This is a genomic window from Paenibacillus glufosinatiresistens (assembly GCF_031470375.1).
Taxonomy (GTDB): Bacteria; Bacillota; Bacilli; order Paenibacillales; family Paenibacillaceae; genus Paenibacillus_AQ; species Paenibacillus_AQ glufosinatiresistens.
Genome location: NZ_JAVFHT010000008.1, coordinates 98,242 through 121,569, shown reverse-complemented (window position 1 = coordinate 121,569; position 23,328 = coordinate 98,242). Strand labels below are relative to the sequence as shown.

At 45.7% G+C, this 23,328-nt stretch carries 22 protein-coding genes; 16 read left to right on the top strand and 6 right to left on the bottom strand.

Annotated features, from left to right (window positions below):
- The first annotated feature begins 13 nt into the window (after nt 1-13).
- Together RBI05_RS11205 and baiCD are read left to right on the top strand one after the other, a co-directional pair.
- Nucleotides 14-598 (top strand): TetR/AcrR family transcriptional regulator, encoded by a 585-nt coding sequence (locus tag RBI05_RS11205; protein WP_310551168.1) that lies wholly within the window; start codon nt 14-16, stop codon nt 596-598.
- Between the two features lie 158 nt (nt 599-756).
- Nucleotides 757-2,697: a bile acid Fe-S flavoenzyme BaiCD gene (baiCD, locus tag RBI05_RS11200; protein WP_310551167.1), complete on the top strand. Its 1,941-nt coding sequence runs from the start codon at nt 757-759 to the stop codon at nt 2,695-2,697.
- A 14-nt stretch (nt 2,698-2,711) separates the two neighbouring features.
- Here the strand turns inward: baiCD and RBI05_RS11195 are convergent, their stop codons facing one another.
- On the bottom strand, nt 2,712-3,245 hold the full coding sequence (locus RBI05_RS11195) for a hypothetical protein (RefSeq protein WP_150458557.1): 534 nt from the start codon (nt 3,243-3,245) through the stop codon (nt 2,712-2,714).
- 317 nt (nt 3,246-3,562) lie between these two features.
- On the opposite strand from RBI05_RS11195, the gene RBI05_RS11190 reads away from it, so the two are divergent.
- The 4 genes from RBI05_RS11190 (at nt 3,563) to RBI05_RS11175 (ending at nt 7,053) form a co-directional block, all read left to right on the top strand.
- Entirely contained in the window at nt 3,563-3,931 is a 369-nt protein-coding gene (locus RBI05_RS11190; protein ID WP_310551166.1) for a YidH family protein, read from the top strand.
- A 155-nt stretch (nt 3,932-4,086) separates the two neighbouring features.
- Nucleotides 4,087-4,968 (top strand): hypothetical protein, encoded by an 882-nt coding sequence (locus RBI05_RS11185; protein WP_310551165.1) that lies wholly within the window; start codon nt 4,087-4,089, stop codon nt 4,966-4,968.
- 173 nt (nt 4,969-5,141) lie between these two features.
- Nucleotides 5,142-6,053, top strand: a complete 912-nt coding sequence (locus tag RBI05_RS11180) for a glycerophosphodiester phosphodiesterase (protein ID WP_310551164.1) — start codon at nt 5,142-5,144, stop codon at nt 6,051-6,053.
- A 172-nt stretch (nt 6,054-6,225) separates the two neighbouring features.
- Nucleotides 6,226-7,053 carry a DNA-binding protein gene (locus tag RBI05_RS11175; RefSeq protein ID WP_310551163.1) on the top strand — a complete coding sequence of 276 codons (828 nt, stop codon included), beginning with the start codon at nt 6,226-6,228 and terminating at the stop codon, nt 7,051-7,053.
- A gap of 234 nt (nt 7,054-7,287) precedes the next feature.
- Here the strand turns inward: RBI05_RS11175 and RBI05_RS11170 are convergent.
- Nucleotides 7,288-8,432 (bottom strand): IS3 family transposase gene (locus RBI05_RS11170; protein WP_310551162.1). Its coding sequence is split into 2 segments (ribosomal slippage): nt 7,288-8,159 and nt 8,159-8,432, totalling 1,146 coding nucleotides; the frame shifts between segments, so codons are not numbered across the junction.
- Between the two features lie 274 nt (nt 8,433-8,706).
- Between RBI05_RS11170 and RBI05_RS11165 the strand changes: the two genes are divergently transcribed.
- Nucleotides 8,707-9,378 (top strand): response regulator transcription factor, encoded by a 672-nt coding sequence (locus tag RBI05_RS11165; RefSeq protein WP_310551161.1) that lies wholly within the window; start codon nt 8,707-8,709, stop codon nt 9,376-9,378.
- On the opposite strand, the gene RBI05_RS11160 is transcribed toward RBI05_RS11165, so the two are convergent.
- Nucleotides 9,360-10,808, bottom strand: coding sequence for a hypothetical protein (locus RBI05_RS11160; RefSeq protein WP_310551160.1), 1,449 nt, complete (start codon nt 10,806-10,808; stop codon nt 9,360-9,362). The genes RBI05_RS11165 and RBI05_RS11160 overlap by 19 nt on opposite strands.
- 173 nt (nt 10,809-10,981) lie before the next feature.
- Here RBI05_RS11160 and RBI05_RS11155 point away from each other — a divergent pair, with 173 nt between their 5' ends.
- The 5 genes from RBI05_RS11155 to RBI05_RS11135 all read left to right on the top strand — a co-directional run bounded on the left by RBI05_RS11155 (nt 10,982) and on the right by RBI05_RS11135 (nt 15,459).
- The gene (locus tag RBI05_RS11155; protein ID WP_310551159.1) at nt 10,982-11,416 is read left to right on the top strand and encodes a divergent PAP2 family protein; all 435 of its coding nucleotides are present in this window, start codon (nt 10,982-10,984) and stop codon (nt 11,414-11,416) included.
- A gap of 56 nt (nt 11,417-11,472) precedes the next feature.
- Nucleotides 11,473-12,966 carry a sensor histidine kinase gene (locus tag RBI05_RS11150; RefSeq protein ID WP_310551158.1) on the top strand — a complete coding sequence of 498 codons (1,494 nt, stop codon included), beginning with the start codon at nt 11,473-11,475 and terminating at the stop codon, nt 12,964-12,966.
- Nucleotides 12,935-13,624, top strand: a complete 690-nt coding sequence (locus RBI05_RS11145) for a response regulator transcription factor (RefSeq protein WP_310551157.1) — start codon at nt 12,935-12,937, stop codon at nt 13,622-13,624. Before RBI05_RS11150 ends, RBI05_RS11145 begins: the two co-directional genes overlap by 32 nt.
- Before the next feature lie 219 nt (nt 13,625-13,843).
- Nucleotides 13,844-14,644 (top strand): COG4705 family protein, encoded by an 801-nt coding sequence (locus RBI05_RS11140; protein ID WP_310551156.1) that lies wholly within the window; start codon nt 13,844-13,846, stop codon nt 14,642-14,644.
- Nucleotides 14,641-15,459, top strand: coding sequence for an undecaprenyl-diphosphate phosphatase (locus RBI05_RS11135; protein ID WP_310551155.1), 819 nt, complete (start codon nt 14,641-14,643; stop codon nt 15,457-15,459). Before RBI05_RS11140 ends, RBI05_RS11135 begins: the two co-directional genes overlap by 4 nt.
- 132 nt (nt 15,460-15,591) lie before the next feature.
- Here the strand turns inward: RBI05_RS11135 and RBI05_RS11130 are convergent, their stop codons facing one another.
- A complete protein-coding gene (locus RBI05_RS11130) occupies nt 15,592-16,374 on the bottom strand; it encodes an IS3 family transposase (protein WP_310551191.1) in 783 nt (260 codons plus the stop codon).
- A gap of 97 nt (nt 16,375-16,471) precedes the next feature.
- Here RBI05_RS11130 and RBI05_RS11125 point away from each other — a divergent pair, with 97 nt between their 5' ends.
- Together RBI05_RS11125 and RBI05_RS11120 are read left to right on the top strand one after the other, a co-directional pair.
- Nucleotides 16,472-16,534 (top strand): hypothetical protein, encoded by a 63-nt coding sequence (locus RBI05_RS11125; RefSeq protein ID WP_310551190.1) that lies wholly within the window; start codon nt 16,472-16,474, stop codon nt 16,532-16,534.
- A gap of 170 nt (nt 16,535-16,704) precedes the next feature.
- Complete coding sequence (locus RBI05_RS11120; RefSeq protein ID WP_310551154.1) at nt 16,705-18,924, top strand: AAA family ATPase; 2,220 nt, start codon at nt 16,705-16,707, stop codon at nt 18,922-18,924.
- Nucleotides 18,925-19,701: 777 nt separating this feature from the next.
- Here the strand turns inward: RBI05_RS11120 and RBI05_RS11115 are convergent.
- The gene (locus tag RBI05_RS11115) at nt 19,702-20,259 is read right to left on the bottom strand and encodes a C40 family peptidase (RefSeq protein WP_223879977.1); all 558 of its coding nucleotides are present in this window, start codon (nt 20,257-20,259) and stop codon (nt 19,702-19,704) included.
- Nucleotides 20,260-20,490: 231 nt separating this feature from the next.
- On the opposite strand from RBI05_RS11115, the gene RBI05_RS11110 reads away from it, so the two are divergent.
- Both RBI05_RS11110 and lgt read left to right on the top strand, forming a co-directional pair.
- Nucleotides 20,491-21,597: a YVTN family beta-propeller repeat protein gene (locus tag RBI05_RS11110; RefSeq protein WP_310551153.1), complete on the top strand. Its 1,107-nt coding sequence runs from the start codon at nt 20,491-20,493 to the stop codon at nt 21,595-21,597.
- 21 nt (nt 21,598-21,618) lie between these two features.
- Nucleotides 21,619-22,404: a prolipoprotein diacylglyceryl transferase gene (gene lgt, locus RBI05_RS11105; RefSeq protein ID WP_310551152.1), complete on the top strand. Its 786-nt coding sequence runs from the start codon at nt 21,619-21,621 to the stop codon at nt 22,402-22,404.
- A gap of 296 nt (nt 22,405-22,700) precedes the next feature.
- Here the strand turns inward: lgt and RBI05_RS11100 are convergent, their stop codons facing one another.
- Complete coding sequence (locus RBI05_RS11100; RefSeq protein WP_068724079.1) at nt 22,701-23,294, bottom strand: hypothetical protein; 594 nt, start codon at nt 23,292-23,294, stop codon at nt 22,701-22,703.
- Nucleotides 23,295-23,328 lie beyond the last annotated feature (34 nt).

Below are 23,328 nucleotides of genomic sequence, written 5' to 3'. Positions count from 1 at the left end.
GGAGCAGCAGAAGATGAGAGAGATGAAGAACGTAGAGGAGCGGATTCTGGACCGTGCGCTGTATTTGATGGGGAAGAACAAGCGATGCGACATTTCCATCCGGGCCATTGCCAAGGAAGCCGGAGTCAACGTAAGCGCGATTAATTACTACTTCCGGACCAAAGAGGAAATGCTTCGGCTCGTGAAGGAATTCTACATCGGCAACACGCAGGCGGTGCTGGACATTCTGAAGGACCGGACGCTGGAAGACGAGGAGAGGCTCCTGCTGGCGGCCAATGAAATTATGGAATATGCGCTCCGGTTCCCCGGGAATATGGTGATCCACACACATTCCCTTACTGCTGCCGCTTCCGACGAAGCTTCGGCAACCATTGTGAGTCTGTCGGAAGAGATTGGTCTGCTGCTGCAGCAGGCGCTCGGGCGAATCGCACCCGGAGACGAGATGGCGCTGCAATTTAAGTATGTCATCTTCACTTCTTCGGTGAATTACCCTGCCGAATCCGAAGAAATGGCGCCCTCTATCCAAGACTTGCTGGAAGACAGGGAAGGACGTCTGAAGTATCTCCGTCTGCTCCTGGATTCCTTGAAGGCGGTCTAGCCGGGGATGAGGTTCGCAGAAAATTCAAACACTTTGTTTGAAACGTATTGTATCAGTTTCATTTCTCTTTTATAGTAGAGTTACAGGCCTTTCTTCTTTGAATCTATGTGAAATGAATCACTTACCGGTCTGTAAAAAACCGCAGGGGAGCATTTGAAATGGCATATGAAACGCTTTTTAGCCCGATTCGCATCCGGGGACTCGAACTTAAGAACCGGGTGGTATTCCCGGCCATGGGTACCAAAATGGGGACGGAGGACCGGTTCGTCACCCAGCAGCTGATTGATTACCATGTGGCCCGGGCGGAGGGCGGCTGCGGACTGAACTTCGTTGAAGTCTGTTCGGTGTATGGCCCGGCCTCGCCCCGGAATTTTCTTGCCATTTCCGATGATCGCTATATCCCCGAATTGAAGCGTCTGGCCGATGCGGTCCATGCGGCCGGCGGCAAGGCGGGCATTCAGCTCTGGCTGGGCGGTATGGCGGTCGGCAGCGATCCGGACGCCGCTATGATTATCCCAAGCCCTGTACCCGTGAAGGGAACCGATGTTGTGCTGCCGGCCGCCACCCGGGAGACGCTGCGTGAAGCGGCGCAGGCTTTCGGCGAGGCCGCCCGGCGCGCTGTAGAGGCCGGTTATGATACTCTCGAGTTCCACGCAGGCCATAATTATACGCCGCATTCCTTCCTGAGCCCGTATTTTAACCGCAGAACCGACGAGTACGGCGGAAGTCTGGAGAACCGGGCCCGGTTCCTTCTGGAATGCATTGAAGCCATCCGCAACAATGTGCCGGAAGAGATGCCGCTGTTCATGCGGATCGACGCGCACGACGATTATCTGGAGGGCGGCCTGACGATCGAAGAAGTCATTGAATTCTGCAAAATGGCCGGTACGGCCGGCGTTGACGTCCTGGACGTCTCCCGCGGAAACTTCTCTTCGGCGGCCATTAAATACGAAGTGCCGCCGATTGACCTCCCCCGCGGATTCAATGTAGACAATGCCGCCCGCATCCGGCGGGAGACCGGCATGGCCACGGTGGCCGTCGGCCGCATCAATGCGCCGGACCAGGCCGAAGAGATTCTGGTCGCCGATAAGGCCGACCTGGTCGTTATGGGCCGGGCGCAACTGGCCGATCCCGACTTTTGCGAGAAAGCCCTGACGGGCCGCAGTCATGACATTGTGCAGTGCGTAGCCTGCAACCAGGGCTGCTATGACGGCTTCGTCTCCGCAGAAGTTCCGTTCATCACGTGTCTGCGCAACCCGGCGCTCGGCCGGGAGGCCGAATTCCGGCTGAAGGCGGCAGAGCAGCCGAAGAAGGTCCTGATCGCAGGAGGCGGCATTGCCGGTCTGGAAGCAGCTATGGTGCTGAAGCGCCGCGGACATGAACCGATTGTCTGCGAGGCGACCGGCTCGCTGGGCGGGCAATTCGCCTTGGCCGGCGAAGCGCCGCGCAAGGAAGAAATGAAGGCAGCCGCCCTCTCCCGAGGCGAGCAGGTCATCCGGGAAGGCGTCGAAGTCCGGCTGGATACTCCGGTCACGCCGCAGTTGCTGGAAGAGCTTCAGCCCGACGAGGTCATCTCGGCCATCGGCGCCGCTCCGATGGAGCTTCGCGTTCCGGGCAACGAACTCTCCTTCGTAACCAACTCGCATGACGTATTGTCGGGCCGCGTCCCGGTATCGGGCCGGGTTGTCATTGTCGGCGGCGGTCTGGTCGGTCTGGAAGTGGCGGAATATGTTCACGGCAGCGCTTCGGAGATTACGGTCGTCGAAATGCAGGAGAAGGTCGCCAAGGACTTGGGAGACCTCCGGTCTATCTGCGTGATGGAGAATCTGCATGCTTCCGGTGTCCGGATTCTGACCCATACCCGCTGCCTGGAGATTCAGGAGGAGGGCGTGGTGCTGGAGACCGAAGGCGGGGCGCTTACGACGTATCCATGCGACGCGGTCGTCATCGCCATCGGAGCCCGGTCGCGCGATTTCAGTCCGGTGCGCACGTATTGTGAAGATCACCGCATCCCGTTCCATGTGATCGGCGATGCCCTGAAGGCCCGCAGGGCGCTGAACGCGGTCAGCGAAGCCCACGAAGTCGCCCGCTCCATCTAGAGCGGCTAGAGCGACTAGAGCGGCAGCATCCCTTTCATCTGTTGGGTCGCAATTCTCATCCGAAGCGGGTCAAGCTTATGAGCTTGTCCCGCTTTTTCTATACAGGCTCTGAGCTCGGCTTCGCTCTCGCATACCGAAACATGCTCCAGCCATATACTGTAGGGGGTCCGGCGCACCACGGACAGATGCAGCGGATAGACGCTGCGTGATTTCAGGATATACCAGCCAGGCTCCATCCGGTTCCAGGGTGCCCGAAATACCGAGAGGAACGGGAGACGCCGGTGGGCGGTCCAATCGTGCTCCTGCTGAATCTGACGGATCTCGCGGTAAATATCGGTCGTTATCCGCTCATCGCAGCAGGTGAAGTGGGCGGTGAACGCCATGAATTGCTTTAATTTGTCGATCTGTCGGCTGCCGAAGCCGTAGCCAACAATGAAGCGCTGCTCCTCCTCCTCGAACCACAGAGCTGCAAAGCTGGACTCCTCCAGACTCACGGGGTCCAGCATCCGGGGAAGAGTTCCGAAATAATAGGTTTTTGTCAATGGCATCCGATTACAGCCTCCTGTCGTCCGAAATTGGATTATCCGAATCTTACCCGAGAAGCGGCAGGGAAGTAAAAAGCATTTAAAGCCTTTTAAAGCGCGCTGTCCCAGAAATCCGCAAAATCTCTCGATAAAACCCGTTCCGGCTTCATCGGATCGGTGTTTTTCTAAGGGTAGCGGCGAGTTTCTTCAAAATTAAGACAATCTGAATGCAGACACCTAAGTTCTTATAGTTTCTTAACGGGTTTCTTAAGGCCGTTCCTTTGGGAGCGGGGAGGGTATATATTTAAGAGCCGGATCGAGTCTGCCGCAAGGAGGTCTATATGAATCAACCCCTGCATGAAGAGAGATACACCCAGCAGCACTTGGCCAACGAGAGAACGTACCTCGCCTGGGTACGGACCAGCATAGCCGTGATCGGCCTTGGATTCCTGAGCGCGGGAATCGCTTTTCGAACCGAAGCCCTGGCTTCCGTAGGCCACTGGATCGCTTCCATCGGAGGCGTGGGCGCCGTTCTTCTCGGCGCGCTGATTCAGCTGCTGGCCACGCTGGATTTTCAGCGGAGACGGAGAGAGATCAACGCCGGAATCTTCCATTCCCGCTCAATTCCCGTCTGGTCGCTGTTTATCGCCATGACAGTAATTTGCAGTCTGCTGATTATCCTGGTTGTAATGATGTTCTACGACGCATAGGAAGCAAGGAATAAAGAGATGGCCTGGAGGAAGCGTAATGCGCGCAGGAATTTACAGCGGACAATTTCGACGATTGGCTGCAGTTCAGACTCCATTTGACGAATTCCTTATTATGGTATAATCTGGATCAGAATAGGGTTTCGGGGGTGTGGAATTTGGTCAGTCTGGATTTGAGCAGCATTGACGACTTGGACGCGTTGACACGTATGCTGAAATTAACCTACATCAACGAGGATTGGCGTCCGATGATCACCATTGCCGATAAATTATACGATGAAGCCTGTGTGAATTATCACGATCATCAACAGCAGAGGGAACGAGGAGATAAGGTTCTGTACTACTCCGAAAAACCTTTATTATATTATTTCGGATACAGTCAATTAACGAAAGGGCTGGCATTACAGAAGCTAGGGAGATATCAAGAGTCCAGAGCCTGTATCGAGAAGTATAGAGACTTGTCGTGGATGGAACGGTCAAGCGATTTTGATTACAAGATTATTAATGACTTCAAATCATTTGCCATCGGGAATACGTATACCTTAGATTTGTTGGAGGGCAGGGAAGAGGTGCTGCCGCTCTATGTCGATCATATTTCCCGCAATAAGGAAGACATCCTGGAGTTGCTGGCCGGAATCATAACCCTTCTGGAGGCGGCTTTAAAGAACAATTTTCAGATCGATGGGATTCTGGAGGAGTTCGCAGAGGCACTAGATCAAGTGAAGAAGCTATGCCATGAGAATTCGGTGAACATCCGATACTTCACGGAGTATTTTTATCTTTATTCGCTCTACCAATTCAAGACGAAGAAGTATTATACTGCTTTTGATGTACTCCTGGATAGCTTATCTTATAGTGTTAAATTCAATGATAATATGGCATTCAAGAAGAATGTAGCGTTTTACGAAACGCTTAGGCAACACGCAGAGCGGGACCAGAACGAAAAATACGGTATACAGTTGCAAGCCGTCTTTGAACGAGTGCTGCAGGATGAAGTACATATTTCTCTCAGCAGTCTTTACGACCCTTCTTATCGTTAGTTTGGGGAGAGTAATTCCATAGAGACCCGCGCATAGCGCGGGTTTTTGTGTATCATTATCCCCTAAGATCGAGAAGCAGACCCCTGGGGTATAATAATGCAATGGTTGACAGAAGGGTATCCAATCCCTCATCATGGAGGACTGATACAGGATCAAGAATCGAGGTTGTTCGCATGAAGAAGATGGAGACCAACCGATGGTATTTTATCGGAATACACGCATTATTGCTGATCACATGCCTAATGATTCTTTATGCCTTTTCTCCTTCCATACGGATCAGAGTGGCAGATTGGATAAGACCGGCAGATTCCGTATCTACCGTTGCTCACCGGGGAGCTTCCGGATATGCCCCTGAGAATACAATGCCTGCCTTTCAGTTAGCCCTTGAATTGAATGCAGACTACCTGGAGTTGGACATTCAACTTACCAAAGACAAAATTCCTGTCATTATCCATGATCCAACCGTTGATCGAACAACCAATGGAACGGGCAATGTGCGCGATATGACTTTGGAGCAGATCGAGAGGCTTGACGCCGGTTCCTGGTTTAATGACAAGTATCCGATGTTCGCAAGAGATCGTTACGCCAACCTCCAAATCCCCACATTGGATCAGCTCTTTGCGGAATTTGGAGGGAGAGTTCACTATTTGATTGAAATTAAGGATCCCAGCTATAACAAGGGAATTGAATCTTTGTTGAATCAGTATATTGAGCGATATGATCTGGAGAACAAGGTAACCGTTCAATCCTTCAGTGAGAAGAGTCTGAAGAAAATCCATGACATCAATCCGGAAATTCCCTTGTACCAAATTGTCTGGTGCGATTCTCCCTACACTCAATTCATGGATATCTCTTTCAAAAGAATCAAGTCTTATGCCGTTGGAGTCAGTCCGAACTTCCAGGGAATAAACGCGGCCTTTGTGAACCAAGCCAAGAAGAAAGGCCTTAAGGTTATGATTTATACAATTAACTATCAAGGAAATATGGAAAAAGCCATTCATTGGGGCGCTGACGGAGTGTACACGAATTATCCGGATCGCTTTCAGGAAGTCTTGGATAAAAGGAAAGAAGAGACTGGATTCTGATCCAAGTCTCTTCTTTGGATTCTGGGACTTTACATTTTTATATAAATGCTCTATTAACGTGATCGTTCTCACATACAGATATAGGCGGAATACGAAACAATGTGGACATGAACAATCATAAATTTGTATCAAGTGGAATATCATGTAACTTCATGTGAAAGGATGGATCGTTTTGGATTTGGATTTAAACAGAGTCAACGCTGATTCACTGGTTCTGATGATACGGGCATCGTTCACGCTGGAAAATTGGGAGGGCATTCTCCAGATCTCCGACAGACTTTATTCCGAGATATTGCAATTTTACGAGATCAACCAGAGTGAGCGCGCAATTGGACAGAAGGTAAGCAATTTCGGCCTTGCACGCAACATCGTATATTATTTTGGTTATAGTATGTGTATGAAAGGAGTCGCGCTAGAGAAGCTAGGGAGACACGCCGAAGCCCGCGATTGTATCAAAAAATATGAGGAGTTGGGCTGGGTCAACGGAATGGACGCAGAGGGCTGGACAGAGGTGGAGTATTATCGCAATATCGCCAAGGCGAACCGTTATGTTGTCGATCTGGCAGAGGGGAAACTGGAAGTTGTCCCGCAGTATGTGGAGTTCCTCCGAAACAATGAGGAGGAGTTACTACCGGGATTAATTTACATCCTGGAAGCTGCGATAAAAAATGGATATGAGATTGACGACATCCTTAATGAATATAAGGATCAAATCGAGAGTATGGGCGAGTATTACGAAACGAAACGGAACATCCGGTACTACATAGATTATATTTACTTGCAAGCAAGATACTTTGCTATGAAAGGAAATATCACTGATTCTATAAACACTCTTCTACGAACTTTGGAAACATCTGTTAAACTAAAAGATGACACGGGGTTTCGCAAGGCAGCCGCTTTATTTGAGACACTGCGATACCAGGCAAAACCTGAGCAGCTAGCTAAGTACCTCGGAGTGATGCAACAAATACTAGAGACTAGGGAGGAGTTCGTTTTATGAAGAAATTTTTCTCGTGCATTCTGGTTGTGGTCGCATTGGTGGGTGTTAACGCTGCAGTTGTCAGCGCTGACGGAGGAAATGCACTCAAGAGTTCTGTAGCGAACGAGGGAATCGGTACGCTCAGTCACGGAGTAGATCATTAAACAAGAACCCATAACCGGACATAAGAACCGGAATAAGCACCATCGGGACTGCCCCCCGTTTGTGAGACAGGGATCAAAACACCTTGCAAGTTTAAGCAGCCAGTCGCCGGAAGTCTACCGGGGACTGGTTATTTAGTTTCGCCTGAATCCGAATTGAGTTATAGTAGGTGATGTAGTCTCGAACGGTCTGTTCAACGATTGCAGTCGTTGTACATATGAGATCTTCGAGGTAGAACGTTTCAGACTTTAGCGTGGAATGAAACGATTCAATGGGGGCATTATCAGCGGGCGTTCCCTTGCGGGACATGCTCATGGTAATGCCTTTTCCTTTGACTACAGCCTGGTACGCCTGTGACGTATACACACTGCCCTGGTCGCTATGAAGCAGCATGTTTGTCTGCTCTGGAAGTTGATTCAGCGTATCCAAAACCAAAGACGTGTCTTGCTTGTCCGCTATACTGTAAGCCACTATCTCCCCGTTGTACAGGTCCAGAATGCTCGAGAGATACAACATCTTGCCTCCAAACGGTAAATAGGTAATGTCCGTGACGAGTTTTTGTAGACAACCCTCTGCATGAAATTGCCGCTTTAGCAGATTCTCTGCTGGTTGTACGGGCTGCCCCGTGTTCTTGCGTTTCTTCATCCTTACGCGGCACTGTAGCCCTTCACGCTGCATAATCTGTTGAACTCGTTTATGGTTTATGGGCTCTTCTGCCCGAAGGAGTGCGGTGATTTTCCTGTACCCATATCGGAATTTATGCTGTACGCAAAGCTGCCTTATTTTCTCCACCGTAGCCTCTGAACGCTTGGTTTCTACGGCGGCTTTCCAGCGGTAGTAGGTGGCTCTTGCAATCCCAAGCCATGCGCAAGCCTCTAACACGGTTACTTCTTCTCGAATAGACTCGATCCAGGTAATGACGACTTGCGGTTCCACCTCCTTTCCAATTCCCTGTACTTTTTTAGCACGTCTAATTGCTGCTTTAAGAAACGATTCTCCGCCTTTACTCTTTCCAGTTCCGTAGAGTGTTCTGGAACTTTTCCGTAGCTGTACTGTTTGCCCACGGGCTGCTCCAAACGATGCACTTCGCCTTTTCGATACCATCTCATCCATGTCTTTAACTGTGTCTCGTTCCGTATTCCGAGCTGCTCCATTACCTCTCTGACCGGAACTCCTGCCAACCTCATCTCAATGGCTTTCATCTTGATTTCTACCGGGTAACTCACTCTAGTTGCCAACGCAAAAACACCTCCAAGATTATCTCCCTATCTTACGACAAGGTTCCATTCTCTTGAAGGTGTTTTGATTTGTCTCACGTTATGGGGTCAGTCCCCATCTCATCAACCCGCGCCCAGCGCGGGTTTTTCTTTTAAGAGGCGAAGTTCTTGTGTGGGCCCGAATGTCCGTTGGCGTACCACATCCAGTTAAGAATTTTTTAATAAACAGCGTTTAAACTGACCGTGCTGCCTGGACAGTGAGGATAACGTACGTTCGGAAAGGATGTTGATGAGGATGAATAAAATACTATTCATCGAGAATGAGAAGAATACAGAACAATTAATAGGCAAGGATTTGCTTCATGAAGCGTATGCCGTCACTCTAACCCATGACGAATGCACCGGCTTACAGTTGGCCAAAGAAGAACAATGGGATTTGATTCTCTTGGATTTTATGCCACCCGGATTTACCGGAATCGAGCTGTGTCGTCAAATAAGGGCAACCAAGCAAACTCCCATCATCATCCTTACAGCAGAAACCAGCCTTGAAGATAAAATCGACAGCTTGGATAGCGGAGCCGATGATTATCTTCCTAAGCCTGTTCATACTCAGGAGCTGCTGGCACGTATGAGGTCTTTGCTGAGACGCGCAGGTACTCTAAATGATGAGGATTTGTTAGTATATCATGATTTAGAACTTGATATTAAGGGGCGAATGCTCAAGATCAAGGACAGGTCTATAAACCTGACCAAACGCGAGTTCGAAATCCTCTTCGTTCTGATGAAAAATGCAGGCAGAGTCATGATGCGTGAAATGCTGCTGGAATCCGTATGGGGCTATGATTCTGACGTTGACATTAAGATAGTTGATGTCTATATCAGCTACCTTAGGAGTAAAATTGATGAACCTGGAAAACCTAGCGTTATTAAAACAATGCGAGGCTTAGGTTATGTCATCCGAAAATAAAATACACTTCCATACTGTCCTTTGAAGACGGGCGGCCCGAACTTTTTGACCCATTCCGCAAATAACTTCGCGGAAGTTTCGTTGCCTACAAGGACATAATCGGGATGATCATAAGCTACAATCTCGGGAAGGTATTCGGAAAATCCGTACATGGATCGTTCAAATGCAGTCCAGCCCAATACGCCAAGAGAGGCCTTCGTTATAAAGGGGTCCTGTCTTCCGTCACACAACACATTTCCGCCGCGGAACATGACATAACCGGATGAACCGTAAGGAGCGAGAACCTTGGGCCGAATGCCTCCAGAGGAATGTTGTAAAATGTAGTCCATCTCTTCTACCGGATAGTTTCGGGCATCAATGATTGGCGGCACTAAAAATATAGATACACTATTCAGAAGTAAGCCTGCCGCAAGAACCAGCCGTAGCCGGCTCTGCCGGAATACCCAACCGGACATGCGGAAATGGGCGGGGATGGCTTCAAAAAGGATTGCTGCAAAATAAGGGATGAAGAGCCACATAAACAAGTTCTGCTTGAAGTTGGACACGCCTAAATATAAAATCCCTGCCATAAACAAGAAACGGAACGGTTTACCTCGCAATGCAAACGGCAAGGTGCAGGCAAAGAACAGAAGCAACAGCATAATAGGGAGATTCTCCAGTGAACCGTACTGGATTGGCTTCCATTCGTTGATAAGGAGATTGAAGTTCTTCTTCGTTACAGTCAGGATATACAAAAGACTTCTTATTCCGCCGGGGTTCAACATGCCGATGAGCCAGACCAGAGCAAAGACAGTCCCTTTACGCAGCGTCATGGTTTTGTGGATAAAGGACTCCAGCAACGCCATCCCTGTAAACACAGCAATGACCAGCCATACCCCTGCGTGAAAATTGGCAATCGCCATCGAAAGTAGGATCATCGCTGCTGCGTACCTGCTTTTGGACGAATACTGGTACTCCCTTAAGTATATGAAGAACCAGACAATCATAAAGGATGAGATCATCTGCGGTCGTCCTTTGAAATAATTGTAGTAAATCCAGCAGGAAATCAGCAGGGCAAAAGGAAGGAGGAGATAGTGATCCTCCACAAGCCCCAGCTCTTTACGTGATACTTTGCCGAGCCGAAGCAGACCGAGAATCAGACAGAAAAGACAGCCCGCCGTCAAAATATAAACTCCCGGCCAGCCCCAAATGTTATAGAGCGTTGCCACAAGAATTTGAAATCCGAATTCATGAGGGATGTAAGGTAAATCGTCTCCAGAGAAGGTATAGATAGCATGATGCAGAACCAGCCTGTGATCGATCATATATTGGCCGACCTTAATATGCCAGAAAGTATCGGGGTCATTATAAGAGAATTTAGGGATCATTAACAGGAGGGTCCCGATGATTAGAAGAACGTATAGCCATTTGGAGACTTTGAACGTTGTCATTGCCTGACTCCCCACATTTTTTACTATCACTATACCCGAGTATTCTTAAGATATAGTAAGAGGAGAACCCGTATACAGAATTAATAAATGCTTAAGAATGGTTTCATCATTAGTTTATACATGTGCCTTACATTGAAATGAACCAACAAGTTGACAGCAGGAGGCTGATTGGATTGCATGCTTTTTATAATTATCCCCTTTTTGCGGCCTTTATCTCCATGATTCTAGCCCAAGTGATCAAGGTCCCTTTGAATCTGATCATTGAAAGATCATGGAATCCGGGACTCGCCTTCAGCACTGGAGGCATGCCCAGCTCTCACTCTGCTGCGGCCTCATCTCTTGCGGTATCCGTAGGGATCGTCGATGGGTTTAATTCCTCTTTGTTTGCGATTGCTGCTGTCGTATGCGCAATTACTATGTATGATGCAGCGGGTATCCGGCGTCATGCCGGAATCCATGCGGCTCTGCTCAACCGGATAATCGAAATGACTAAAGGCATGACGCCGGAGGCCCCTCTGAAGGAGCTTCTTGGACATCGGCCTGTAGAAGTCCTGGGAGGAGTAATACTGGGTACGATAACCAGCTATGGCTTACATTATTTAAATTGATTTGTTGTTTGATGCGTCATTCTGGAGCGAATATAAAGGCGGGTGGTATACCGGATATGTCGATTCGGTTGAAGTTTCTGTTGTCTTACGCGGCTATGCTGGTGATTCCGCTGATTCTGCTTGTGCTAACGTCCTTGCTGCTGACGGTTGTCTACCATGGAGATGTGCAAAGCCTCAAGAACGCCTATGAGACTAAATTTGAAGGCATGGAGGAGCGTGATACCCGTAATCTGATCAAACACACTTTTTTGCAAAATACAAAATTACTTGAAGACACTGAATTTCTGGACGAATTATCATTCGATATGCTTAAGAAAAATACCTATCTCTATATCCGTTCTGAGAATAAGACCGTGTATGCCTCAGATGATCTTCTGCACAAGCAAGGTTTGATGGACTCCCTGCCGGCCTTCAAAAAGGACAGATCTTTTCCTGAACCCTTCCAGCACAAATACAGCAATGAATGGTATCAAGTCGCCCAGTTTGATTTGGTATCCAGCCATTCAGAACCGGTGAGTATTTTTCTGGTCAGCAAAATTGATCCCTTGGTTCATTTTATCCGGACCTTTTTTCCAATCCTGTTTCTGTCCGCGGTTATTGTCCTGCTCCTGACACATACCCTGCTGACCACCTATATGTCGAGAAGAATCATTCGCCCGTTGCTTCAATTACGTGAAGCTGCGAGACGGGTAACAGACGGAAATTTGGATTTTCAGGTGGAGGTTAAGGGCAGAGATGAATTAGGACAACTCGGAATGGCTTTCGAGGAGATGAGGTCCAGACTTCAGGAGTCTATCGCAATCCAACAGCAATATGAAATAAACCGTAAAGAACTGATCACGAATATTTCCCATGACTTAAAGACGCCTATTACCGCTATTAAAGGTTATGTAGACGGCATCCTTGAGGGTGTAGCAAATTCACCTGAAAAAAACGAGAAATATATGCGAACGATTGCCGCCAAAGCGGGTGAATTGGATCACCTGATAGATGAATTGTTTTTGTACTCGAAACTGGATATGCAGAAGCATCCCTTTTCATTTGAATCCGTTCTGATCCTGCCTTTCTTGAACGATTGGGCCGAGGAATTGAAAGTTGAGCTGGAGAAGCAGGGTGTGGAGTTGAGTATCTCCATGAATGGGGCTGAACATGCAAGGGTAGCTGTAGACCGCGATTCGTTCAAACGCGTGCTCGGCAATATTATTCAGAACAGTCTGAAATATATGGATAAACCGGAGAAGCGAATGACCATACAGACCTGGGTAGAGGGGCACAACTTCACTCTCGCCATTGGGGATAACGGACCCGGGATTCCCCCGGAGGCTGCGGAGCATATTTTCGAACGATTTTATCGGGCAGAGCAATCCAGAAATACAAATACAGGGGGGAGCGGTCTGGGACTTGCCATCGCCAAACAGATCGTCAGTGAACACGGAGGTGAAATTTATGCGGACAGCCAGGAGAATGCAGGAACAGTGATTCGAATGGTTCTGCCAGTTGAAGAAGGAGGCCAGAAAGATGAAGCGAACGATACTAATTGTGGAAGATGAGCCTTCAATTGCGGAGCTTCAACGGGATTATCTCGAGATGAACGGCTTTCATACCGAAATCGCTGTGAATGGCGAACAAGGCCTGGAGCTGGCTCTCAGCGGTAAATATGAACTGATTGTGCTTGATGTTATGCTGCCCAAGCTGAGCGGCTTTGAAGTGTGCAAAAAAATCCGCAACGAGTTGGACATCCCCATTCTTATGGTCACCGCCAGAAGAGAAGATATTGATATTGTGCGCGGTCTCGGTCTTGGTGCAGATGACTATTTGACCAAACCTTTTAAACCTGCTGAATTGGTCGCCAGAGTAAAAGCCCACTTATCCCGTTATGACCGTCTCAAGGGCAACGGAACCGCGACGAGCGAATTAGAAGTCAGAGACATCAGACTGAACCCGGACTCTCGCCGTGCTTATGTCAGGGATAAGGAGGTCACGCTGACAACGAAGGAATTCGATCTGCTCTATTTTTTGGCTCAGCATCCCAATTATGTATTCAGCAAGGACCAGCTTTTTGAGCGTTTATGGGGGATAGACTCTTTGGGCGATGCTCAGACAGTTACTGTCCATATTCGTAAGCTCCGTGAGAAAATAGAGGAGGATTCAGCCAATCCTCTGTATATTGAAACCCTGTGGGGCGCAGGTTACCGCTTCCGGTCCTGAATGGATGAGGCAAGAGCATCTGTGACGCCATCTAACTGGACTATAGCTGCACAACATCGAATGCCAAAGCTAATCTTCGGATGCCGCTTTGGCTTTTTAGTTTTCCCCGAATAGAAGTTAAGAATTATTTAAGGGTCAGTTCACAGGCATTTTAGATTTACCCGTTAGTCTAAAGTCAAATAGAAGGCTAGAGGTTTGATAGGAAAGGGGAGTCAATAAATGTTTCATAACTGTACCAACCCAAGGCTAAGGGAAGACCGCGAAATCTGGAACAAGGTCCCCCAGGTGACGATTATTTTCTGGATCATTAAAGTTATGGCTACAACGGTGGGCGAAACCGCAGCGGACTTTTTGAATTTCAATCTTCACTGGGGGCTTACGATTACAACTGTAGCGATTACCGCTCTACTTATTATCGGACTGTTCTTTCAGATCACTTCGGCTAAATATATACCTTCACTGTATTGGCTGACTGTCGTGCTAATCAGTGTGGTGGGGACACTAATTACCGATAATCTCGTGGATAACCTCGGAGTTTCCCTGGAATTAACAACCCTATGTTTCTCTGTGGCACTGGCAGCGACCTTCATCGTTTGGTATAGAAGCGAGAAGACGCTATCCATCCATTCGATTACCACAAGAAAACGAGAGGTTTACTACTGGCTCACAATTTTATTTACATTTGCCTTGGGAACTGCAGCCGGAGATCTTCTAGCTGAGAGCCTGAACTTGGGATACTTCGTTTCGGCCGTGATCTTTGCTGTCATAATTGGCATGATTACGTTAGCATTCTTCCGGCTGAAGCTGAATGCAGTGGCCGCGTTTTGGATGGCCTATATAGTGACCCGCCCCTTGGGAGCGTCGCTGGGCGATTACTTGTCACAGCCCCGGAGTGAGGGAGGACTGGAGCTTGGAACGACCGTCACCAGCACTGTTTTCCTCATAATCATACTGGGACTGGTCTTGTATTTAACCAAAACCGAACATGCGAAGGACAGAGAGGAGCAGATTAAGCTATGAATGATTATTGGATTGCGATTATTCAGGGCATGGTAGAGGGGATTACGGAGTTTCTCCCGGTATCTTCTACAGGACATCAAGTCTTGTCCGGGGAATTGCTCGGATTTACGGGTGAAAAGGCCGCTACTTTCGAGATCGTCATTCAACTTGGAGCGATTCTTGCAGTAGCAGTCATCTACTGGCGGAGGCTGCTCAGCCTGCTGGGGATAGGCGTGGTGGAGCCGGAGAATGGAAATACAAATGCTAAGCAGAAATTAAATCTTGTCCATGTTATGATTGCTTGTCTGCCCGCGTCGATCCTGGGACTTATCTTTCATGGTTTTATCAAAAGCTATTTATTTTCTCCCTACTTCGTATTGACGGGACTTGTGCTGGGAGGGGGATTTATGTTGTATGGTGAAAAGAAACAGGTGATGGTAAGGGCGGACAACATCGATCAGATTTCTTATAAGCAAGCCTTCCACATTGGATTGTTCCAGTGCTTGTCTCTGTGGCCGGGATTCTCGCGTTCCGGAGCCACCATTGCCGGCGGGCTACTCACGGGTACCAGTTATAAAGCCTCGACCAATTTCTCTTTTCTTATTGCTGTTCCGATGCTGGTAGCAGCAAGCGGTTATGAGTTACTGAAGAGCTATAACACCTTGAATTCCGCCGACGCCGGGTTCTTTCTCACCGGATTTGTTGTAGCCTTTATCGTAGCCATGCTGGCTGTTGTGACTTTCCTTAGACTGCTTAATAAGCTGAAGCTTGCACCGTTTGCCTACTATCGGTTCGGGCTGGCCTTGGTATTCCTAGGTTATCTGCTGCTTCACTAAGGGGGCTTGATTTTATGAAAGGTCTATATGATGCAAAGGAGAGAAAGGAAAGAGAGAATTATTGGGAGTCGATATTTTTGACGAAAGCCTGATGTGTGGTCATACCCCTGTCAAGTAGACAAGTAAAAAAGGCTAAGCAGCCAACGCGTGCCGGTATTCAACCGGTGCGCGTTGTTTTAGTTTGGCCTGAAATCGCTGGTAGTTGTAGAAGTAGATATACTCCTCCACCGCTTGATGAATATCGCCTTCTGACTTACACTGGTTAAGGTACAACTTTTCCGTTTTGAGATGCGAAAAGAAGGATTCGATGCACGCGTTATCCAAGCAGGTAGCTTTGCGAGAGTGACTGCCCTTGACGCTGAATTCTTCAAGTCGCGCGTTGTACGCCTGAGATGTATACTGGAAGCCCTGATCCGAATGGAGCACGGCCCTGGATACGTCTCTTTTTCGTGTCCACTGTTCAACCGTATCCAGAACGAGTTTTACGTCGTTTCGCTCTGAGATCTGCCAGGCCACAATCTCATTGTTAAACAGGTCCTGAATGGCAGACAGGTAATAAAAACGTGTACCGTCTGAGATATACGTAATGTCAGTCACCAGCTTCTGCTGTGGCCCTGGTGCATGGAACTGACGCTGCAGCCGATTCGGATACACCACAGAGGGAGTATAGCCGGAGCGTTTTCGCTTTTTCCGGATTACCGAAAGAATCGCCAGTTCTTTCATAAGTCGCCCTACTTTCTTATGATTGACGAGATACCCCGCCTCCCGCAAAGCTATTTTCATTCGGGGGTAACCGAAGTAGGGATGGGCCATGTGAATGGCTAGCATATGCTCTTTGATCTCGTGATCTCGTACAGGAGCGTCTTTGCGCCTTGACTCACTCACTCGCCACTTGTAGTAGCTGGCTCTAGGGATTCCGGCAATGGATAACAGACGTTGCTTGGAATGAAGGGGGCTACTGTAACCAGCGCGAGCAAATTACAGTACACATGGTGTTAACTATAACCCGACAATAGGTGGAGAGCCCGTTAGAAATCATAAATGGGTGACCGGAGATGAGTTAATAGCAAAGTAAACGATGATAAAAGAAAGCAGCTGCCTGCTTTCTTTTATATAAATAGAGGAGACTTGCAGAAATTGACGTAATTTCCCGAAGGAAAAAGGTGGATGAATGATATAATAGTACTATAAATTTCAGCTGGATAGTGGAAAATATAGGGGAAGCACTTCGAGGGGGACTAAAGTATGATTAGAGGGATCGCCGTTAAAAATGTGGCTACCTATAGCAGTGAGGGTGTACTTTATAGTGACCTTAAGAAAGTCAATTATTTTTACGGCTCGAATGGCAGTGGGAAATCGACCTTATCTAATGTTCTTAAACATAATGAACTTTTTCCTGATAGCAGAATAGATTGGGTTTCCCAACCGTTAAAAACAGTGGTGTATAACCAAAAGTTTGTTGAGGAGAATTTCCACCAAGACTCAGATATCAAAGGTATTTTTACTTTGGGAAGAGAATCCACAGAGATCAAACAGGCTATCCAAGACAAGAAAGAACTGGTTGATAAGCTAACTGAAGAGATCCGGAGGTTAGGTGCCAATTTATACAACAAACAGGAAGAGGCTAGACTAAGCGAGGAAGAGTTTATTAATGATTGCTGGAAGTTAAAGCAAAAATATGATGAAATCTTTACGGAAGCTTTCTCAGGTTATAGAAACAACAAAAGCAAATTTATGAACAGATGTAAGCAGACATCGACAGGCGCAACTATATATGACTTCTCGGATCTTCAAGAACGAGCCCAGAAATTATTTAAAGGTTCTTTTGAGAAATTGCCTCTGTTTGAGAAGATCAAAATGGATTCACTTCATGCGATTTGCAATCATCGGATTTTTCGCACTCCCATTCTTGGTAAACAGGAAGTGGATATCGCTGTTCTCATCTCGAAGCTCGCTATCAGTGACTGGGTGAAACAAGGGCACCGACATATTGCTGGAACCGATGGAATATGCCCCTTCTGCCAACAAGAGCTTCCAGATGGCTATAAACAAAAGCTCGATGATTATTTTAATGAACATTATGAAACAGAAATGACAGAACTTCAATATGCGGTAGACCTTTATAAACGGGGCTTTGATCAATTGGAAAGTCAACTGCAATTATTGGACAAAAAGCAAACTACATATCTGGATATTAGTATTATTAGGCAACAGCATGAACTGATTCATTCGAAACATGCACATAATTTGGATTTGTTAAAGCAAAAGCAAAATCAGCCAAGTCAGCCGGTAGAATTGTTGAACATTCTGAATTTTATAACTGAAATAAATGACGAAGTTGAACGAGCGAATCAACAAGTTAAACAACATAATGCTTTTCTTGAAAATCGAGTGGCGGAAGAAAATATGCTAAAAGCACAGATTTGGGACTTTATCTTGAGTGAGAATCAACCGAATCATGAAAAATATGTCCGTAAAGATTTTAGCACCGGGAGAGCCATCGAGAGTCTGACAAACACATTAACTCAAAAAAGGAATGAAAAAACCACTCTTGAAGCGGAGATTCACAGGCTAGAAGCACAAATCACAAGTGTGATCCCCTCTGTTAACGAAATGAACCGGTTATTAAGAGCTTACCATTTTACCAACTTTAAATTTGCTCATACACAAAACCAGGGGAATTATCGCCTTATTCGTTCTAATGGTCAGGATGTGAATCAAACGTTAAGTGAGGGCGAGAAAACGTTTGTTACCTTCCTATATTTTATGCACTTATTGAACGGTAGTAATAACAGTGATCTTATCACTGAAAATAAAGTTGTCGTTATTGATGACCCTATTTCAAGCCTGGACAGCAATGTATTGTTTATCGTGAGCAACCTGATATCCAAACTTATTGAAGATGTTCGCAACAATGAAAGTAATATCGTTCAATTGTTTCTTCTGACGCATAATGTCTACTTTCACAAGGAAATTACGTTCTCAAAAAATCGGCCCAAAAATGGCGCGAAAATGGCGGACGAAACGTTTTGGATTATCCGGAAATTTAATGATATAACCGAATCGACTTGCTATAACAGCAACCCGATTAAAAGCTCGTATGAGTTAATGTGGCAGGAATTAAAGTCGGCCGATCATACTTCATCCATCACGGTTCAGAATTTGATTCGTAGAATCATTGAAAATTATTTTAAAATCTACGGCAATTACAGCGATCAGGACATTATAGAGAAATTTGAGGAGGAAGAGAAAGTCATATGCAAGTCCTTGATTTCCTGGGCCAATGACGGTTCGCACTTTGCAGGAGATGATTTGTATATTGAGCACCCTATGGATACCGTCAGTAAGTATTTAAGAGTGTTTGAAAAGATATTCGTGGTTACCAATCATCATGCCCATTATAAAATGATGATGGGAATAGAAGAGACATTGGAATCTGCTTTGGACCAAACACAGGTATCGTAATAGAGAACGTATATCATTCAATCTACATATATTTGTCTTTCTTCAGTTCATGGCGAGAAGTTACCGATTCGATTAAATAAGCACATCAGCTTCGAATCATTTTCAAGCAGTGACAGGATGAATTGGAATTGAAAACACAGAACCCAGTCACATGGATATAAGAAAGGTTTCTTTGTTTGTCCAAAAATTAAAGTGCGTTAAGTTCTATCTGTGTGAAAAGCTGGTATTGGCCGGGAATTTGCAATCAACCCAATTCCAGCTTTTTGTTTTGTTTTGGAACTCATGAGAAGATAGGGTTATTATGTAGGTAGATTCTTGTCATTTATGTAAGAAGAATTTTGTCAACGGATGTAGGAGGACAAGAACATAGTCCCATAACAGCCCGCGCCAAGCGCGGGTTTTGTTATTTAAGAGACCAAGTTCTTGTCCTTTCCGCAGGACAAGAACTTGGTCCCTTTGCCGAAAATGGACAAGAACTTGGTACTATTGCCGATTTGATAAATATCAAATAACACATGTGTCAAAAGAAGATAAAGTTCTAGACTGTAGATACTTCATTAATCTCCAACGGGAAACGTTAGTTGAACAGAAACACACTAATCTAAGACCTTATTTGTCAAGTCTTGTTCTGACGCTGCTTCTTATTTAATATTCCGTAAATCAAAAAACTCTAATCTATTTCTTTACAATCAAAGAGCAACATACCTTCGAATTGGAAGCTATCAGTTGATTTTTTTGGCTGTATCATAGCACGGCAACCTTTAAGTAAGTGTAGCCTTACTTTTTTAAAACACTTCCTCCGAAAAGAAAGCGCTTTTCCCATTGAGTACCCTCAATCGTATCGATTCGAACTCCACCCGATTTTTTAGAGTAGGTTTGTAGGATTTTTCCGTTTCCCAGATAGATTCCATTATGAGTAATTCGTGCTGTATTTCTATTAATTCCTTGATAATCTGAAGCTTTATTTCCACGGTAAGACATAAAGAACATAATATCTCCAGGCTTTAGGCTTTTCCAATTTGTTGTATAAGACCCTTTGCTCTTGATGTAGGCACCTTGAGTTCTCGAATTAGAGGGTAAAGTGATTCCTGCCCCTTCAAGATAGGCTTGTCTAACGAAATCAGAGCAATCAAAGGTTCTAGTATTACTTCTACTGGACCCAAATTCATACGGGGTACCTAAGTATGTCATTCCTTTGGAGATGATACTATTCCTTACAGTACTTATAGACTCTTGCGAAGTATAACTAGCTGCGGATGACGTCGTCGATTGCACTCCGAATATACTGATTGCCAGAGAGGTAGAAAGCAATAAAATGGAAAAATTCTTTTTCATGATAGACTTCCCTTCGTTTGTTTTTTGTGAAACTGACGTCATCCTATCACAGGATTCAAAGACTTGTTTAGGCGTAATATTTGGAATGTTAATTAAGATGTTTTCCCACAAAAAACACATACTTAACACATAAATGATAGTTAAAATTAAAAACACTTAGAGAAATGGCATGTACATTTAGCTATATTTTTAGGGAAGTCTTAACAAGTAAACTTCATGGAGATGAACAATATGAGAAAAAAGTGGATGAATGTCCTCACCGTAGCCATTTTAAGTGTTAGCATTACTGCCTGTGGATCGGCGCAAAAGAATAATTCAGATGCGACTCCATCTGCAACTACTGCAACAAATGCTGAATCTACTACTGGTACCTCGAATTCCCAAAATAGCTCACCAGTGATTTTATATACTGCTGATGAAGGTGGTAGTATTACTAAAATTGATGCAAACACATACAAAGTCATTAAGTCGATCGATATTGACGGTTCGGTTCATAACGTACAAATTTCACCCGATGGGAAAACGGTAGGAGTTACAGTGGTTCCTACTATGGGGGAGATGGAAGAGGGAGCAGGGAACGCGCAAAGTGAACATGAAATGAATGGGTATGCTTATTTTTTTAGCACATCATCAGACGAACTAATTCAAAAAGTTGAGGTCGGGGCTCATCCGGCTCATATTGTGTTCACAAATGATGGGAAGTATGTATTGGTTACGAATAATGAAGGAAACGATGCATCTGTAATTGATGCCAAGTCCTTAAAAATAGTAAATTCCATTCCAACCGGAACGGGACCGCATGGATTTAGAATATCCACAGACAGCAAATATGCCTATATAGCAAATATGGCCGAAGACACGGTAAGTGTGTTGGACTTGGATGCTATGAATGAAAAACAAAAAATCAGTGTAGGTAATACACCTGTAACGACGGGAATCACGAGTGATGGAAAAATCCTTGTCGTTCCATTAAACGCAGAAAATGCAGCCGCTGTAGTAGATTTGGATTCTTCTAACATTACAAAAGTGCCTGTCGGTAATGGCCCTGCTCAGGTATACATTTCTGCTGATAATAAATATGCCGTAATAGCGAACCAAGGTACAGAAGAAAATCCGTCACATAGCATTTCAAAAATTGATCTCGTGACAAAACAAGTAACAGCAACGACTGAGACAGGCACAGGGGCGCATGGTGTAGTCATCAGCCCGGATGGCAGCAAGATCTTTGTGACGAATATGTTCGATAACACCGTAACAGTGATCGATAATGAAACAAATCAAGTGATTACAACAATCAACGTAGGCGCGACTCCGAATGGTATCAGTATTACTCCATAACGAGGCTAAGGAGGAAATGATTTGAGAGTAATCTTATTCGAAGTTGCAGGACTTTCGATTAGATCCTATGGCGTAATAGTAGGGTTGGCAGTGCTACTTGCGATAGGTGTTGCATATTATTTAGCTCGAGGGACCAACTATCAAAAACATTTATTGAATCTAGTCTTCTACGTAATATTTAGTGCAATAATCGGCGCAAGAATATGGCATGTATTCTTTTTTCAGTGGGGTTATTATTCAAAACATTTGGGGGAAATATTCGCGATTTGGAATGGTGGCATTTCAATCCAGGGAGCGTTAATAGGTGGTTTTATTGCGGCAGCTTATTATGCGCGGAAAGAGAAGATTTCTTTTTGGGGACTTGCGGATATTCTAGCGCCGGCAATCATATTTGGACAAGCTGTCGGCCGAATTGCCTGCTTTTTAAATGGAGATGCATTTGGGGCCCCGACCGGGACTGGCTTCGGAATTGTTTATCCAGAAGGGACTATAGCTTTCGAGCGCTATGGTTCAGTTCCGTTATGGCCTGCTGAAATATGGGAAGGTCAGCTTGACTTAATCGTCTTTGGTATTCTTCTAGTCTTGAAGAATATAAAGTTGCCTAAAGGTGGACAATTTTTAAGTTATAATATTATGTATGCCCTGGTCCGGTTTTCTATGGAATTTCTGCGTGGAGATTCACCGCGTTATGCGTTAGGCTGGACAGCAGGTCAGTGGACGAGTATGAGTATTCTTGTTATTTCTCTGTCTGTGTTCCTTTATTTCTTCACAAGGAACCAGGTGAAAGAGACAGTACATAGGGTGTAAGGTGCATGAGTGGAAGAGAACATCCTTTGTGCTTATCGCATAGCTATTTTGGATCTACCATATAGGTAGTGTTGATATCATTGATATAGCTCCGCAAGTAACTAGTAGTCATTTGCCTGGGGTGAATGGATTAAAACCGGCTCTGCCGTGTTCTTCAGTTATGACGGAGTACAGTTGTATCTGCCACCATGGGAACGTCATGGTGGCTTTTTTTATATAAGGCCAACTCTTCATATTACCACTTTAAAACTGTCTGGTAGCTATCTTATGTGAACATTGAACCCGACCCTCAAAGATTAATGATTTGTATGGTTCGTATTCTGAATCGTTTTTTGTAAACCTAGCGGCTTCGCTTGTTCAGGATCGTTATGATTTGCAACGGTGACATATACCATAAGGACTGTTGAAATGAAGAGGAACATGAATAGCGGTGAACTCAAGACCTTAAAAGTACCTTCGATTACGTTCTCGCTAGATAAGCGCTGCAACAATAAAGTGTGGGCAAATTGCAAGAATCCGGATACGACCATAAAAAAGAATAGAACATCTTTCCATTCAGATTGAGGAAACATTTGTATCAGCATAACCCCCATTAATCCGGCCATCATCCCAGACGATGCTCCGTTTAAGAACGCCCCCAAACCCATCAGTCCTCCTATTATGCTTCCAGAAAAGATCCCTAGAAGGACACCTAACACCAAAGATTGAACAGGGCCGGCAATATAGAGGCCGCTCAAAGTACCGCCTCCAAAACCAACAATCATCCCGACTACCATAGGCGAAACCATTCGAATCGATTCTGTAACTGTCGCCTTAAATCGCAGGATAATGACAAAAGACCAGACCAAAATGAAGATATAAAAAACAACTGCAAGTCCTAAGGATGACACTTTAATCCCTCCTTTTAATGTGAGTTTGGTTGAA